Annotated in this window: 11 protein-coding genes; 8 read left to right on the top strand and 3 right to left on the bottom strand. The window is 69.8% G+C overall.

The annotated features are described in order from the left end of the window. The first annotated feature begins 16 nt into the window (after positions 1 to 16). On the top strand, positions 17 to 3,457 hold the full coding sequence (locus ACVWZ7_RS05520; RefSeq protein ID WP_456507223.1) for a glycosyltransferase: 3,441 nt from the start codon (positions 17 to 19) through the stop codon (positions 3,455 to 3,457). Continuing rightward, the gene (locus ACVWZ7_RS05515) at positions 3,450 to 5,204 is read left to right on the top strand and encodes a DUF5719 family protein (protein ID WP_456507222.1); all 1,755 of its coding nucleotides are present in this window, start codon (positions 3,450 to 3,452) and stop codon (positions 5,202 to 5,204) included. Before ACVWZ7_RS05520 ends, ACVWZ7_RS05515 begins: the two co-directional genes overlap by 8 nt. An 89-nt stretch (positions 5,205 to 5,293) precedes the next feature. On the opposite strand, the gene ACVWZ7_RS05510 is transcribed toward ACVWZ7_RS05515, so the two are convergent. Continuing rightward, positions 5,294 to 5,845, bottom strand: a complete 552-nt coding sequence (locus tag ACVWZ7_RS05510) for a metallopeptidase family protein (protein WP_116766024.1) — start codon at positions 5,843 to 5,845, stop codon at positions 5,294 to 5,296. 187 nt (positions 5,846 to 6,032) lie between these two features. On the opposite strand from ACVWZ7_RS05510, the gene ACVWZ7_RS05505 reads away from it, so the two are divergent. From ACVWZ7_RS05505 to ACVWZ7_RS05485, 5 genes are all read left to right on the top strand, one after another. Then, positions 6,033 to 6,422 (top strand): DUF3499 domain-containing protein, encoded by a 390-nt coding sequence (locus ACVWZ7_RS05505; RefSeq protein ID WP_344364137.1) that lies wholly within the window; start codon positions 6,033 to 6,035, stop codon positions 6,420 to 6,422. A gap of 84 nt (positions 6,423 to 6,506) precedes the next feature. Beyond that, positions 6,507 to 6,764, top strand: coding sequence for a Trm112 family protein (locus tag ACVWZ7_RS05500; protein WP_456507221.1), 258 nt, complete (start codon positions 6,507 to 6,509; stop codon positions 6,762 to 6,764). A gap of 158 nt (positions 6,765 to 6,922) precedes the next feature. After that, positions 6,923 to 8,410: an adenosylhomocysteinase gene (ahcY, locus tag ACVWZ7_RS05495; RefSeq protein ID WP_344364132.1), complete on the top strand. Its 1,488-nt coding sequence runs from the start codon at positions 6,923 to 6,925 to the stop codon at positions 8,408 to 8,410. A gap of 158 nt (positions 8,411 to 8,568) precedes the next feature. Further along, positions 8,569 to 9,795, top strand: coding sequence for a L,D-transpeptidase (locus ACVWZ7_RS05490; protein ID WP_456507220.1), 1,227 nt, complete (start codon positions 8,569 to 8,571; stop codon positions 9,793 to 9,795). A 112-nt stretch (positions 9,796 to 9,907) separates the two neighbouring features. After that, entirely contained in the window at positions 9,908 to 11,128 is a 1,221-nt protein-coding gene (locus ACVWZ7_RS05485; RefSeq protein WP_456507219.1) for a TIGR01906 family membrane protein, read from the top strand. Between the two features lie 77 nt (positions 11,129 to 11,205). On the opposite strand, the gene ACVWZ7_RS05480 is transcribed toward ACVWZ7_RS05485, so the two are convergent. Then, on the bottom strand, positions 11,206 to 13,035 hold the full coding sequence (locus tag ACVWZ7_RS05480; RefSeq protein WP_456507218.1) for an AMP-dependent synthetase/ligase: 1,830 nt from the start codon (positions 13,033 to 13,035) through the stop codon (positions 11,206 to 11,208). 60 nt (positions 13,036 to 13,095) lie between these two features. Next, entirely contained in the window at positions 13,096 to 14,847 is a 1,752-nt protein-coding gene (locus ACVWZ7_RS05475; protein WP_456507217.1) for a dolichyl-phosphate-mannose--protein mannosyltransferase, read from the bottom strand. 180 nt (positions 14,848 to 15,027) lie between these two features. On the opposite strand from ACVWZ7_RS05475, the gene rsmI reads away from it, so the two are divergent. Next, positions 15,028 to 15,849 (top strand): 16S rRNA (cytidine(1402)-2'-O)-methyltransferase, encoded by an 822-nt coding sequence (gene rsmI / locus ACVWZ7_RS05470; RefSeq protein WP_116766124.1) that lies wholly within the window; start codon positions 15,028 to 15,030, stop codon positions 15,847 to 15,849. Positions 15,850 to 15,922: the final 73 nt, after the last annotated feature.

Below are 15,922 nucleotides of genomic sequence, written 5' to 3'. Positions count from 1 at the left end.
ACGAGTCACCGCCGTCGTGGTCTCCCACGACGGCGGTGATTTTCTCCCCAGGACCCTGGCGGCGCTGGCGGCCCAAACACGGCCCGCCGACGCCGTCATTGGTGTCGACACCGGTTCCCGCGACCACTCCGCAACCCTTCTCGAGCAGGCTCTGGGCAAAGCCAACGTCACCGTGTTCGACCACCCCAAATCCGGCATGGGCGGGGCCGTCATGGCCGGGCTCAAGGCCCTCGCGCCGTGGCCTTCGACCGGAGCGGCCGGCATGGCAGGGGCCGCCGGGACAGGCAGTACGGCCGGCGGAAACACCGACGGCGACGCCGGCCGTGCGCCGTGCGCCGACTGGATCTGGCTGCTGCATGACGACGCCGCACCGGCCCCCGAGGCCCTAGCCGAACTCCTCCACGCCGTCGAGCGCGCGCCGTCGGTCACGGTGGCAGGCTGCAAGCAACTGGACTGGCACGCCGAGCGGCGGCTGATCGACGTCGGACTCTCCACGAGCCGCTGGGCCGAGCGCCTGACGCTGATCGACGCCGACGAACTCGACCAGGGCCAGTACGACGGCCGCAGCGACACGTTTGCGGTGAATTCCGCCGGCATGCTGGTCCGCCGCGACATCTGGGAAGAACTCCGCGGCTTTGATCCGGCGCTTCCCGGCAGCGGCGACGACGTCGACTTCTGCTGGCGCAACCGCCTCGCCGGACATCGCGTCGTGGTGGTCCCCAGCGCGAGGATGTTCCATGTGGCGCACCGTCCCCATGCCCTGGGCAACGCGACTGCCGCCCGCAAGGCGCAGGTCTACTTGCGGCTCAAGCACGCTGCCGGCTGGAAAGTCCCGCTGCACGCCGCCGGCGCCCTCCTGGGCAGCCTCTTCAAACTCGTCCTGAGCATCGCCGTCAAGGACCCGGGGTACGGGTTCTCCCAACTTCTTGCCACCTTTGCCGGGCTGGGTCGCCCTGCCGCGGTCATCCGCGGGCGGCGCACCGCAGCGCGCACCCGCAGGATCCGGCGCTCGGTCATGAAAGGGCTGCAGACGCCGCGCCGTGAGGTCTGGGCGCACCGGCGCTCGCTCATCGAAGCGCTGGGCGCGGATGACCTCGGCGACAGTCTCACCGGCCCCGACCCGCTGGCCGACCAGCCCACCGGCGACGCCGACGACTTCGCCGCGATCGCCACCCCTGAGCGCGGCTGGGTGGGCAACGGCGCCCTGCTCGCCGTCCTCATTACGACCGCGGTCTCCCTGGCCGGGCTGCTCAGCCTGTTCCGGGCTCCGGCAGTTTCCGGCGGCGCGCTGATCCCCGTCTCCGTGCGTCTCTCTGAGATCTGGAACCACGCCTCCACCTGGTGGATCAGCCTCGGTGCAGGCCTGCCGGGCCACGGCGATCCCTTCGGCTACCTCCTGTGGGTGCTGGGTGTGCTCGGCGCCGGGGACGCCAACGGTGCCGTTGGCTGGCTGTTGATCCTTGCCATGCCGCTGTCCGCGCTTGGCGCCTGGTTCGCTGCCGGCGCCCTCACCCGGCGCCGCCGGCTGCGCCTGGCGGCCGCCCTGGTCTGGGCCGGGGCGCCGGCACTCCAAGTGGCCCTCAACCAAGGCCGGCTGGGTGCCTTGCTGGCGCACGTCATGATCCCGGTCCTCGTCCTGGCGCTGCTCCGGGCAACCGGCACGGCGGCAGGCCACGGCGTCCACGCCGTCCCGGCGCCAGGCCAGCGGCGGCTCACGCCCGCGCCGGCCGCCCGCCCCGGCGTCAACGGAACCCCCTCATGGACGGCCGCGGCCGCCGCAGGCCTCGCCCTGGCAGTGGTCACCGCCGCGGCGCCGTCCCTGCTGGTGCCATCGGTGGTCATCATTGCCCTGTGCGGCATACTCCTGGGCCGCCGCGGCCGCACGGTGTGGTGGGCGCTGCTGCCCAGCCTTGCACTGTTCCTGCCGTTCGCCTTCTCTGTCCTGGATCGGCCGCGGGCGCTCCTGGCCGATTCCGGCATGCCGCTCGGGTTTGACGCCGCTCCGCTCTGGCAGCAGGCCCTGGGCCAGCCGCTGAGTTTCGACGCAGGCGCCGGGCTCACCGGACTGAGCGCTTTCGGCGGGTCCGCCACGGGCTCTGCCGGTCTCGCCGGCGCTCCCTGGGCCCTGCTTTTAGCCGTGCTGCTTGGGCTGCCGGTGCTGCTCCTGGCTCTCGCCGCCTTGTTCATGCCGCGCAGGGTTGTCCTGGCGGGACGCACCTGGACTGCCCGCGGCCTGTGGGCGGCGGCGCTCCTGATGCTGGGCGGCGGCTGGCTCGCCGGGCATGTGGCCTCCGGTGCCAGTGCCGACGTCCTGGTCACGCCGTTCCCCGGCCCCGCCGTTTCGGCTGCGGCCTTCGCGCTGCTTGGGGCAGCCCTCATCGCGGCAGAAGGACTTCTGGACGCCGCGGACCGCGCGGCCGGCACCGGACTGGCCCGGACGATTCTGCTCCGCGGCACCGCGGTGGCCGCGATGACCCTGCTGCTGGCGTCGCCGCTTGCGGGGTTGGCCGTGTGGACAGCGCAGAACCTGCTGCAGTCCACGACATTGTCGCCTGCACCGGCAGCCACCCCGGCTGCCGCCGGCCTCGGCACTCCCAGGCTCATCCAGCCGGCCCCGGCCCGCACCCTTCCCGCCACGGCGGTGGACCGCGGCGAGGGGCCGGAGCAGGCCAAGACGCTGATCATTGCCAGCAACGAGGACGGAAGCTTCGATGCGTCCCTCATGCGCGGCGCCGGCACCACCCTGGACGGACTGTCCACCATCGCGGCGGCCCGCAACATCATGGGGGAGCCGGGCAAGGAAACAGTCCGCGACGACGACGCCGTGGCCGGGTCGCTCCGCAACGTCGTGGCCACCATCGTGGCCGGCGACGGCGTGGACCCGCGGGCGGACCTCGAAGGACTCGGCGTCGGCTTTGTGGTGCTCCGTGTCGCGGACTCTGCCTCTGAACTGACGGCCAGCCGCATGGACGCCGTTCCCGGCCTGGTCGCCGTCGGCCAGACCGGCGCGGGCTGGCTCTGGCGGGTCACCCCGCTGGGCGGACCCGGGGTCAAGGACTCCGACGTCGCGCACCGGGTCCGCGTGGTGGACGGCACCGGGGCGGTGGTCGCACTGCTCCCTTCGGAGGAAGTTTCGGCAACCGGCACCGTACCGGCCGGCCCGGAGGGCCGCCTGGTGGTCCTCGCAGACCGCGCCGACCCGGGCTGGAGCGCGTGGCTCGACGGCCGCCGCCTGACCTCGACGACCTCGGGATGGGCCCAGGCGTTCACGCTGCCCGCCCAGGGCGGTCAGCTGAGCATCCGCTACGAAGCGCCCTGGGCTGTCCTGGCCGGAGTCGTGCAGGCCGTTGTCATCGGCCTGACCATTCTCCTGGCCGTGCCCATGCCTGCCCGCCGGTCCAACACCGGCCTGTCCAGGGACGAAGCCTCCCTGCGTAAGGAACATCAGCATGTCTAAGGGCGACACCCCGACCGGCCCGGCCACCGACACCATTGCGGCCGAACCTTCCACGGCCGAAAGCCCGGCCGCCGGCACGTCTGCGGCTGGTCCGGCCACTACAAGTCAGGCCGCTGCTGGTCCAGCCACTTCTGGTCCGGCTGTCGCCGGGGCGAGGCTGCGGAAGAAAGGCGGGCCGCGCGGCGGGGTGATTGGCGGTATCCTCTCCGCCGTCGCCCTCGCGGCCGCGGGCGCAGGCCTGGTATCGGCGGCGTCGCTGACACCGCAAAGCCCCGCCAGCCGGCAACTCGCGGCCCCGGTTGCCTCCGTGCCGGCCGGCAGCAGCGTCGGGGTCTGCCCCGGCCCTGCCCGGCTGCTTGAGGGCACCCCCGTGGGCACCGACCCCCAGTTCAGCCCGGAATCCGCCACCGCGAAGACCACCGTCAGCGCCGCCGTACTTGGCTCGAGCGCGGGCGTCATTCCCGGCAGCCGGCTTGCCCGGCTCACGGGGACCCCCCTCGTGGAGATCGCCAAGGGCGCCGCGCCCGGAGCCTCCGCGCCCGCATCCCGCACTCCCGTGCTGCTCGCCGGCGTCGTGGCCCAGCGTGAGGTGGACAACGTCAGCGTCCTCAGCGCCGATGCGCAGGACAACCGCCAGGCGGCTGCCGGCGCGGTCCTGAGCTACGCTGCCGAAGACGGAGACCTGCAGGGCTCCGCGGCCGCCGCCTGCCAGCAACCGGGCAACGATCTCTGGCTCGTCGGTGCCAACACGGCCCTGGGCCGCTCGGCGGTCCTGAACCTCACCAATGCCTCCAGCACGCCGGCCACGGTGAGCCTGGACCTCTTCGGCACCGAGGGCCAGATCCAAGCCCCCGGAAGCCGCGGGCTGCTGGTAGCGCCCGGCAGCACCCGGTCCATAGTCCTGGCCGGCCTCGCGCCGGGACAGGAACGCCTCGGCGTGCGGGTCCGCAGCGCCGGCGGCCCGGTGGCTGCCGTCATCCAGCAAAGCGTGCTCCGCGGCCTCACGCCCGGCGGCGTCGACTTCATCACCCCGGGCGCCGGGCCGTCCGACCGCCAGGTGGTCTCCGGCCTGGACATTCAGGATCCGGCAGGCCTGGCCGCGCTCACGGCGAAGCCCGGTTTCGCCGACGCCGGGCCGGCCCTGGAGATCACGGTCCCCGGGGCGGCCGACGCCGTGGTCGAGATCAAGTTGTACGGGCGCGACGGCCAGAAGGCCCTGCCCGGCGGCGGAGTGGTCACGGCGAAGGCGGGCGCGGTCACGGAAGTCTCCCTGGCCGGGGTCCCGGCCGGGACGTACACCTTGGCGGCCACCTCGGATATCTCCTTCGCGGCCGCAACCCGGCTCACGCGGGGGCTGCAGCCGGAGGACGCCGCGGACATCGCGTTCTCCGCCGCGTCGGCCCGGCTGGGCAGCCAGCACATCGTGCCGGTTCCCCGCGAGGGCGACCGGCAGCTCGTGTTCGGCGCGCCCGACGGCAACGCGAGTGTCTCCTATACTCCCGTCACCGCGGACGGCAAGATCCGGACCGCCGCCACCGCCGAGATTGCCGGCGGAACGACAGTGTCCATCAAGATCCCCTCGGACGTCGGCGGTTCGCCGCTGGTGGGCTATGTGGTGTCCGCGGCCGGGGACCCGGCTTACGGGGCACTGCTCCTGGGCCGCGACGGCCGGCAGGACATTTCCACGGTAGCCGTGGCCCCGGAAGCGGCAGGACAGCGGCAAGTCCCCGTCACGCTCGGGTACTAGGACCGCTGGGTACTAGGACCGCTCGGGTACCAAGACCGAGCGGGTGCACGGTGCCGGGCGGATCGGCGGCGTCCGGTCCCGGGGCGCGGCTAGTACCGGCGGCGGTAGACCGGGTCGAGGGACTCGGGAGGCACGCCGAGCATCTCGGCCGTGTATTCCACGACGACGTCGTGCACCAGGTCCTGGAGTTCATCCCGGGTTCCGCACGCCTGCTCCACCACCCGGCGGTACAGCGTGATGACCGGTCCCTCCTCGGCTGTCGCGGCCGTGAAGGCGCCCATCGGAGCCGGGGTGCGGTCCGCCACGAGCTGTTCCAAGCCCGGAGGGATCTCGTCGACGGCAAAGCGGACGCCGTCGAGGGGTTTGCCCCAGATGTCGTGCAGCCGCTGGGCCGAGTCCAGGACGAAATCGTCGAAGCGGTCGGAGCGGGTCCGGTAGCCGGGCAACGTCGGGAGCATGAGCTCACCGCGAAGCCCCCGGCCGTGCCGGTTTCTGCGGCGCTGCCGGAAGCTCTTTCCCCGGACAGCGGGAGGCGACCCGGTCGCGGGTGCGCCAGCGGGGGCGGAACCGGCGCCTGTGTCTCCGGCGTCGGGGTCAGCCAACCGGACCGTGAAACCCGAATCGTGGTGCGATGACTGCATATCTTGACTCTAAACCCGCGGAATGATTTACGCGATATGGGCCCATCGGCGAGCCGCCACCGCCGCCCAACGCACTCCCGGGACAACCCTACGGCACTCCCGCGGCATTGCTGCGGCACACTTGCGGCACTCCGAAGGGTGGTTCAATGCGCGGCCCCCGGCCTCAGGGGGAGTAGTCTGTGATGTCGTGGGTGCTATTCGTCTTTGTTCGAGGTCTGCCTGCCGCAATTCCGCGGTGGCCACTTTGACGTACGTCTACGCCGACTCCACGGCAGTCCTGGGCCCGCTTGCCACCTACGCCGAGCCGCACTGCTACGACTTGTGCGAACAGCACGCGGACTCGCTGACGGTCCCGCGCGGCTGGGAAGTCATGCGCCTGGCGATGCCGGCGACGCCGGCCGGCCCCGGACCGGACGACCTCCTGGCCCTCGCCAACGCCGTCCGCGAGGCCGCCTCCCGTCCGGCCGCGGCGGAACCGGTAAAGGGGCAGCGCACCCTGCATCCGGCCCTGGAAGCCCCGGCCCCAGCCGAAGGCACCCGGCGCGGGCATCTGCGCGTCCTGCGAGAACCTTCCTAACGCCCCAACTGGCGGTAGGGTGGAAACTGCAAAAAGCCGTAAGCCACCGGCGCCTTCCGCGGCGCCCTTCAGGGAGCGTCCACTATGCCCAAGCTCAGTCCCGAACTCTTGTCTGTCCTGCGATGCCCCGTCACCGGGTCCGCCTTGGAGCAGGAAGGCGACGAGCTCGTCACGGTCGGCGGGTCCGGGGACAAGCTGCGGTACCGGATTGAGGACGGCATCCCGCTGCTGCTGCCTCCGGAACTCCTGCCCGCCGCCGCGGCGGCTCCCGCTGATCAGCACGACGCCGGCCAGCACGACGCCGGCCAGCACGGCGCGGCCCCGCGCCACGCCGCCGAATAGCCAATCCGCACGAAACGGCCCGCACCAGCAGAGAACTAAAGACCTGCCGGACACCCATCGGGGACGCCTCCGGCCGCGAATGACTGCTTAGAGCCAGAACTGCCCGTAATTACCCAGCTTCAGACACGCAACGTCACCGGCCACAACAAAGGATGCACATGACTTTCGATTACAAGATTGCGGACATTTCCCTGGCCGAGGCGGGCCGCCACCAGATCCGCCTCGCCGAGCACGAGATGCCCGGACTTATGTCCCTGCGCGAGGAATTCGGCGCCAGCCAGCCGCTCAAGGGCGCCAGGATCGCCGGATCGCTGCACATGACGGTCCAGACCGCGGTGCTGATCGAGACCCTCACCGCCCTCGGCGCGGAAGTCCGCTGGGCTTCCTGCAACATCTTCTCCACCCAGGACGAGGCCGCGGCCGCCGTCGTGGTCGGCCAGGGCACCGTGGAGGACCCGCAGGGCGTCCCCGTCTTCGCCTGGAAGGGCGAGACGCTGGAGGAATACTGGTGGACGGCCCAGCAGATCCTCACCTGGCCGGGCGCCGACGCCAACCCGGAGCTGGGCCCGAACATGATCCTGGACGACGGCGGCGACGCCACCATGCTCGTGCACAAGGGCGTCGAATTCGAGGCTGCCGGTGCCGTGCCCGCCGCCGCCGAGGACGAGTCCGAGGAAGGCCGGGTCTTCCTGGACGTGCTGCGCGCCTCCCTCGCAACCGACCCGCAGAAGTGGACCCGCATCGGCTCGCTCCTGCTCGGCGTCACCGAGGAGACGACCACCGGTGTGCACCGCCTGTACCAGCTCGCCGAGCAGGGCAAGCTGCTCTTCCCGGCGATCAACGTCAACGACTCCGTCACCAAGAGCAAGTTCGACAACAAGTACGGCATCCGCCACTCCCTGCCTGACGGGATCAACCGCGCCACCGACGTCCTGATGGGCGGCAAGGTCGCCGTCGTCTGCGGGTACGGCGACGTCGGCAAGGGCGCCGCTGAGGCCTTCCGCGGCCAGGGCTCACGCGTGATCGTGACCGAAATCGATCCGATCTGCGCGCTCCAGGCAGCCATGGACGGTTACCAGGTGGCGAAGCTCGAATCCGTCCTCAGCGAGGGCCACATCTTCATCACCACCACGGGCAACAAAGATGTCATCATGGCCGAGCATATGGCGGGCATGCGCGACAAGGCGATCGTGGGCAACATCGGCCACTTTGACAACGAGATCGACATGGCCGGTCTGGCCCGGATCCCGGGCATCAAGAAGGTCGAGATCAAGCCGCAGGTGCACGAGTGGGTCTTCCCCGCCGATTCCGAAACGGGAAAGAGCAGTCGCTCCATCATCGTCCTCTCCGAGGGCCGCCTGCTGAACCTCGGCAACGCCACCGGACACCCGTCGTTCGTGATGAGCAACTCCTTCGCCAACCAGACGATCGCCCAGATCGAACTGTTCACGAAGGCAGGCCAGCCCGAGGGCGAGCGCGAATACGAGAAGCAGGTCTACGTCCTGCCAAAGATCCTGGATGAGAAGGTCGCCCGCCTGCACCTGGGCGCCCTCGACGTGGAGCTGACCGAACTGTCCAAGGAACAGGCCGAGTACCTGGACGTCGAGGTCGCCGGGCCGTACAAGCCCGAGCACTACCGCTACTAGAAACCCCTCCGAAGGGTCCCGGACAAACGGTCCGGGGCCCTTTGTTGTGACCGTTTTGGGGGCCCTTTTGTAACCGGATCGTGGTGTAACCGGACAAGGGCTCCAAGGTAACTCCCTTATGCTGGCAGGATGACGTGTGGAAACGCCCGGGTCCTGTGATGGCCCTGAAAACCTGGAGTACCGGCCGAAAAATCGCCCTGGTGGGGGTGGTCTGCGCCCTGGCAGCCGGCGGCGGGGCCTTCGCCGCGGCCGCCCCGGGGCTGGCCCAGTCGGGGATTTACTCCGAGGCCGGATCGCCGGCACGGACGACGCCGGGCCTTGCAGATCCGGTGGTGGCTCCGGCGGAACTCGCCGTCACTCCCGACGACGGCGCCAAGCAGGTCAACCCCGCGGCGCCGGTGTCCCTGAAGGTGACGAACGGCCGGATTGATCGGGTGGCCCTCACGAGCGACGACGGCGAGACCATTGACGGGACCCAGAGCGCGGACGGTACCGCCTGGACCTCAGCCGGCAACCTGAAGTTCAACACCCGGTACAACTACACGTACTCCGTGCTGGACGGCGCCGGACGCACCACCCACAACACCCGCTCGTTCACGACCGTCTCCACGGCCAACGAGGCCGACGCAGCCATCTACCCGCTGGACGGGATGAAGGTGGGCGTGGCCCAGCCCCTGCAGATCACCTTCAGCGAGCCGGTCCTCAACCGGGACGCCGTCGAAGAAGCCATCAAGATCACCTCCACCTCCGGCCAGGTGGGTGCTTTCCACTGGTACAACAACAACACCGTCAGGTACCGGCCGGAGGCCTTCTGGACCGCCAACAGCACCATCACGATGGACATGAAGCTCTTCGGCGTCGAACTGGGCAACGGGCAGGTCGGCAACTTCAACAAGACGGTGACCGTCCACATCGGGGACAAGAAGGTGGCGGTCGCCGACGCCAAGGCCCACACGTTCTCGGTCAGCATCAACGACAAGCCGGCAGGGCAGTGGCCGGCGACCATGGGCGACACACGTTTCCCCTCGGCCCGCGGCTACCTCGTCCTGATGGAAAAGCACCGGGTGGAGCACATGGACGCCTCCACCATCGGACTCAAACCGGGGGACCCGGCCTACTACGGCCAGCTGGACGTCAACTACGCCACGCGCCTGACGCCCAGCGGAGAGTTCATCCACCAGGCCACGGACTCCGCATTGCCCTTCATCGGCAAGACGAACCTCTCCCACGGCTGCATCGGCCTGGGCCCGGACGGCGCGCAGTGGGTCTTCGACAACATGACCACGGGCGACGTCGTCCAGGTGGTCAACACCGAGGGCGACTTTGCCAACTTCGATGACGGCTTCGGGGACTGGAATATCCCGTGGGCCCAATACGCCAACTGACGGGGTGGCATCTCGCCGAGCCTCATCCCCTGACGGTAGGCTCGGAGCCAGATAAGTTGCGCAGCCGGGCGCAGGCCGGGCGGCGCGGAAGCCTACGGAAGCGAAGCTCCACGTGACTGACACAAGTCCTACCCCTCCCGACCGGCCGGATCCGAACCTGGATCCGACGGATGACACCGACGAGCCGGCTTTTGACTGGATGAAACCGGCCGCTGCAACCAAGCCCGCCGGAGGCTCCGCAACCACGCCCGCCACCACGGCTGCGGCTGCGGGCACGTCCGCCGCGAAGAAGGACGACGTCGGCGGGGGAGCGGCCGCCGGGGCGGCAGCGCCGTCCACAACAAGCCAGCCGGAGAGCCGCGCCGACCGCAAGGCGGCCGAGGCCGCCGTCGTCCGCCCGGGCACCGCGTCCGATGAGCTGCTGCAGACCTCGGCCCTGCAGATCCGTCCTCCGCAGGAGGAGGTTGAGCGCCGCAATGCCGAACGCGAACAGGCGGCCAAGGCCAAGCCTGTCCTCCCGCGGGTGATGCAGGTGATGCTCGCCGTGTTCTACCCGGTCATCCTGCTGGTGCTGGCCGTCCGCGCCGTCACCAGCCCCTTGTTCCTCTGGGTGGAATACAACCGCCCGGGCTTCCCCGGGGACGGCTACGGCTTCAGCACCGATGACCGCATGACCTACGGCTCCTACGCCGTGGACTACCTCAGCAACTGGTCGGGCCCGCGCTATCTCGGCGATCTGGTGGGCCAAAGCGGGGACCGTCTGTTCAAGGACGGCGAAGTCAGCCACATGGCCGACGTCAAGACCGTCATCCTGTCGACGTTCAGTGCAGGCACCCTGTTGATCCTGCTGAGCCTGGTCGCCGTGATTTACCTGAAGCGGCGCCACAACGGGGGAGTCCGCCGCGGCCTGTTCGCCGGCTCGATCATTTCGCTCGCGATCATCATCGGCCTCGGAACCCTCGCCGTGCTCGGCTGGGAGCAGTTCTTCACCGACTTTCACCGTATTTTCTTCGCCAACGGGACGTGGACCTTTACGCTCCAGGACACCCTGATCCGGTTGTTCCCGGGTCAGTTCTGGATGGACGCCGGGATGGTCATCGGCGGCCTGGTCCTGCTCGCTTCCCTGGTGACCCTGATCCTGACCTGGCCCACACGCCGGCGCCGCGGCCTTGGCCGGAAAGCAGCCGCCGGGTCCAAAGACACCGGCGTCGGGGCCTCAGGCAGCACGGCAGACAGCCCCGCAGGCAGCCCGGCGGACGCACCGGCCGGCAGCGACGGCGACAGTTCGGGCGACGGGGCATCGGAGACGGAGCGCACCCGCCACACCGTCTGAGCAGCAGAAACGGCCGGCACCTTTGTGCCGGCCGTTTCGCTGTCCCGGCTGGTTAGGGGCGGCGCGCGTGTGTGGGCTCAGCCGTAGATGCGGTTGATGTGCTCCTCGTAGTCCCGCACGACGGCGGCCCGCTTGAGTTTGAGCGAGGGTGTCAGGTGCCCTGATTCGACCGTGAAGTCGGCGTCCAGGATGACGAAGCTGCGGATGGATTCAGCCTTGGAGACCAGCAGGTTCGCCTCATCGATGGCGCCCTGGATCGAGGCCCGCACCATCCCGTCCGCAGCGGCCTCGGCCGGAGTCATGACGGGCACCTTCCGGGCGGTGCACCAGTTGTGGAGCCCTTCCGGGTCCAGGTTGATCAGGGCCGACACGAACGGCCTGCCGTCACCGATCACGACGGCCTGGCCTACCAGCTGGTGCTCGCGGATCTTCTCCTCGAGCGGGCCGGGGGCCACGTTCTTGCCGCCGGCCGTCACCAGCAGGTCCTTCTTGCGCCCGGTGATGGTCAGGAAGCCGTCCTCATCGAGGGAGCCGAGGTCCCCGGTGCGGAAAAAGCCGTCCACGAAGGCTTCCGCGTTGGCGGCCGCGTTGGCGTGGTAGCCCTTGAAGACCCCGATGCCCTTGACCAGGATCTCGCCGTCGTCGGCCACCCGGATGGTGGTTCCCGGCACCGGGATACCGACCGTTCCCACCTTGGTCCGTGCCGGCGTGTTGGCCGTGCACGGCGCCGTGGTTTCGGTCAGGCCGTAGCCTTCCAGGACGGGGATGCCGGCGCCGCGGAAGAAATGGGCGTCACTGGAGCTCAGCGGACTGGCCCCGGAGACCGTGTACCGCAGCTGGCCGCCGAAGGCCTCCCGGAGCCTGGGGTAGAACAGCCGCTCAAAGAGTCCGTGCCGGATCCTCAGGATCCGTCCGGGGCCCTTCCCGTCGCCCCGGGAGGCGGCGTCCAGCGCCCTGGAGTAGTCGACCGCGGCCGCCGCCGCGGCCGTGAACACGCGTCCCTTGCCGGCCGCGGCGGCCTTTTGCGCGGCGCCGGCATAGACCTTTTCGAAGATCCGGGGGACCACCAGCAGGAACGTGGGTTTGAAACTGGCCAGGTCCTCCAGGAGTTCCTTGGCGCTTGCGGTGTGGCCGACGGTGGCGCCGGCGCTCAGGCAGATCACCTGGACCGCACGGGCCAGGACGTGCGCGAGGGGTAGGAACATCAAGGTCCGGGAACGCGGTTGCATGAGGATCTCGGGAAGGAAGAGGACGATGTTCTTGGCGACGAGGGCGAAGTTGGCATGCGTGATCTCGCAGCCCTTGGGCCTGCCCGTGGTGCCCGAGGTGTAGACCAGCGACGCAACGTCGGCGAGGGACGCGGCGCTCCGGTGTCGCTCGAGTTCGGCGTCGGTCACCCCGGTGCCGGCTGCGGCGAGACTCGCCAGGTTCGGTGCGGCGCCGTCGTTCTCCATCCGGACGACGGCGACAAGCCGGTCGCCGAGGACTGTGGACGCGTCCAGAACGCCCTGGACCAGGGCCGCCTTGGCCTGGTCTTCAACGAACACGCGCCGTGCCCCCGAGTCGTGGAGGATCCACTCGACCTGGCTGGCGGAGGAGGTCTCGTAGACCGGAACCGTGACGCCGCCGGCAAACCAGATGGCAAAATCCACCACTGTCCACTCATACCGGGTCGCTGACATGACCGCCACAGTGTCGCCCGGGGTGAGTCCGCCGGCAATCAGGCCCTTGGCCAGGGCGGTGACCTGGTCGAGGAAGTGCTGGACCGGTACGTCGGTCCAGCCGCCGGGACCCTTGCGGGAGTAGAGGGCGTGCACGGGGTCGTTCGCGTGCTGCTCCAGGAGCAGGTCGGTCACGTTGCTCTCCGGGTCCAGCTCCACGAGCAGTCCGGTGCTTGCTTCTCTCACAGCCGAGTCTCCATTCCTGGTCCGCCCGGAGTTCGGCGGACTTTCCCCTGCAATCCTGCCTTAGATCCAGGAAGGCATCCACATCCGCAGGCGCCATTCCTGGTACGGGATCACCTCGCCGGTCCAGACCGGGTAGAAGAACGCGGACACCAGCACGGCGGCCACCACAAACAGCGCAACCAGGCAGAACCCGGATCGCCGCCGCCAGAGGGGGTCGCTGCGCTGGCCAAGGACCAGGCCCAGGCAATAGACCAGCGCCAGCACCAGGAACGGTTCGAAGGACACGGCGTAGAAGAAGAAGGTGGTGCGCTCCGGGTACATGAACCAGGGGAGGTAGCCGGCCGCCACCCCGGCCAGGACCGCGCCGGCGCGCCAGTCGCGGCGCCCCGCCCACCAGAACAGCAGGATGACCAGAGAGACGGCCGCGCCCCACCAGATCAGCGGGTTGCCTACCGAGAGGATGGCGGAGGTGCAGTTGCTGAGGTCGCAGCCGGGGGTGCCCTTGGCGGGGGATTCGTAGAAGAAGGACGTCGGCCGGCCCATGACCAGCCAGGTCCAGGCACTGGCCTCGTAGGGGTGGTCGGAGCTCAGGCCCTGATGGAACTTGTACGCCTCCAGGTGGTAGTGCGCCAGGGACCGTACGGCGTTCGGCAGCCAGCCCCACTCGGCCGAGGGGTTGGCCTCGGCCCAGTGCCGGAAGTACGCGTCCTTGGACAGGAACCAGCCCGTCCATGTGAAGCCATAGACCACCGCAGCCACCGGAACGATGGTCAGGAAGGCCGGGACGCCGTCTTTGAGGATGCCGCCGCTGATCCAGGCATGCACGCCGGCGATGCGCCGCGCGCTGAGGTCCCAGAACACGGTAAGCAGGCCGAAACCGGCAAGGAAGAACAGCCCGGACCATTTCGTCCCCACGGCCAGGCCCAGGCAGACGCCGGCCGCGACGCGCCACCAGCGGATGCCGAGCCAGGGCCCGGACGTGAGCTGCAGCGCCAAGGGGCGTCCCGTGGGAGAGGCTGCGGCCTGCCGGCCGAGCCGGGCCGCCAGACGCCGCCGGCCGTCGTCGCGGTCCATCAGCAGGGCACCGAACGCGGCAAGGAGCCAGAACATGAGGAAGATGTCCAGCAGCGAGGTCCGGGACATCACGAGGTGGTGGCCGTCCACGGCCAGCAGGACGCCGGCAACCGCGCCCAGCGTCAGGGAGCGGAAGAGTTTCTGCGCGATCAAAGCCAGCAGGAAGATGGAGAGGGTCCCCGTCAGGGCCGCACCGAACCGCCAGCCGAAGGGGTTGTCCGCACCGAACAGCCACATGCCCGCGGCAATCATCCACTTGCCGACCGGCGGGTGCACCACATACTCCGGGGAGTTCAGGAGCACGCCGGGGTTGCCTGCAATGAAGGAGTCGTTCGCCCGGTCGGGCCAGCTGCGCTCGTAGCCGCTGACCAGCAACGAATACGCGTCTTTGACGTAGTAGGTTTCGTCAAAGACCAGGTTGCGGGGTGTGTCCAGCCGGACGAACCGCAGGATGCCGCCCAGCGCCGCCGTGAGGGCGGGAATGAGCCAGTACCAGAGCCGCAGCGACGCCGGGTAGTCCCGCCAGCTTTGGATGCTGCCGATCAGGCGCTCCTTGAGGGCCTCCGTGGTGAAAGCCTCGGCGGGGCGGCTGATCCAGCGGTGCCCCTCAAGATTGCGGCCGGTGCGGACGCGGCCGCGGGCCTGGCTGCCGGCGCTGCCGCTGTTCGGCCCTGTTGACGGCGATGCGGCGGCGCCGGCCTCGGGCGGGAGCGTGGGGGTCTGGGTCACGTTGCCCATGCTACCTTTCGCGGCTGTGCTCGTCGGGCCGTGCCGCGGCGGCAGTAGGCTGGTCATGTGGACCACGAACCGAGTACTTCCCCCCATCTTGATCTTCGCTCCGAAGACAGCACCGACGGCGCCCTTTCCGTTGACGAAGCCGCGCCCGGCAGTGTTCCGGCCGCTGGCGGACCCGGCCGCATCGTCCTCGCGGCGACGCCGATCGGAAACACCGGCGATGCCTCGGCGCGGCTCGTGGAGCTGCTCACGACGGCGGACATCGTCGCCGCCGAGGATACGCGGCGGCTGCACCGGCTCGTGCAGACCCTGGGCATCACGGTGGGCGGCCGGATCATCAGCTATCACGAGCACAATGAGGCCGCCAAGACGGCTGACCTGCTGGACCAGGTCCGGTCCGGCAAGACCCTGGTCATGGTGACCGACGCCGGCATGCCGTCCGTCTCGGACCCGGGGTTCCGGCTGGTTGAAGGCGCTGTGGCGGCCGGGCTCACCGTCACCGCTGCCCCCGGGCCCTCCGCCGTGCTGACCGCCTTGGCCCTGTCCGGCCTGCCGACCGACCGCTTCTGCTTCGAAGGATTCCTGCCCCGCAAGGCAGGCGAACGCTCCTCGCGGCTGGCGGACCTCGACGCGGAGCGGCGCACCATGGTGTTTTTCGAGGCGCCGCACCGGCTGGAGCCGATGCTGAGGGCGCTGCGGGAACGCTTCGGCGCCGACCGCCGGGCCGCCGTCTGCCGTGAACTCACGAAAACGTATGAAGAAGTCATCCGCGGCACCCTGCGCGAACTGCTCGAATGGGCGGAGACCAACGAGGTGCGCGGCGAAATCGCCGTGGTGGTGGGCGGTGCTCCTGAACGCGAACCGGGCCGCCCCGAGGACCACGTGGCCGCCGTCAACGGCCTCATCGCCCAGGGCATCCGGCTCAAGGAAGCCGTCGCCGCGGTGGCCGAGGACGCGAAAGTCAGCAAGCGCGAACTCTACTCCGCGGTGCTCGCCGCGCGGTGATCGCGTGGGCGGGTTCCGGGGCGACCCGGGGCCTCGCCAGCCGCAGCGGGCACGGTTCGTCACGGGTTGTGCA

Source organism: Arthrobacter sp. TE12232 (assembly GCF_054062615.1).
This window is presented reverse-complemented; position numbering and strand designations above follow the sequence as displayed.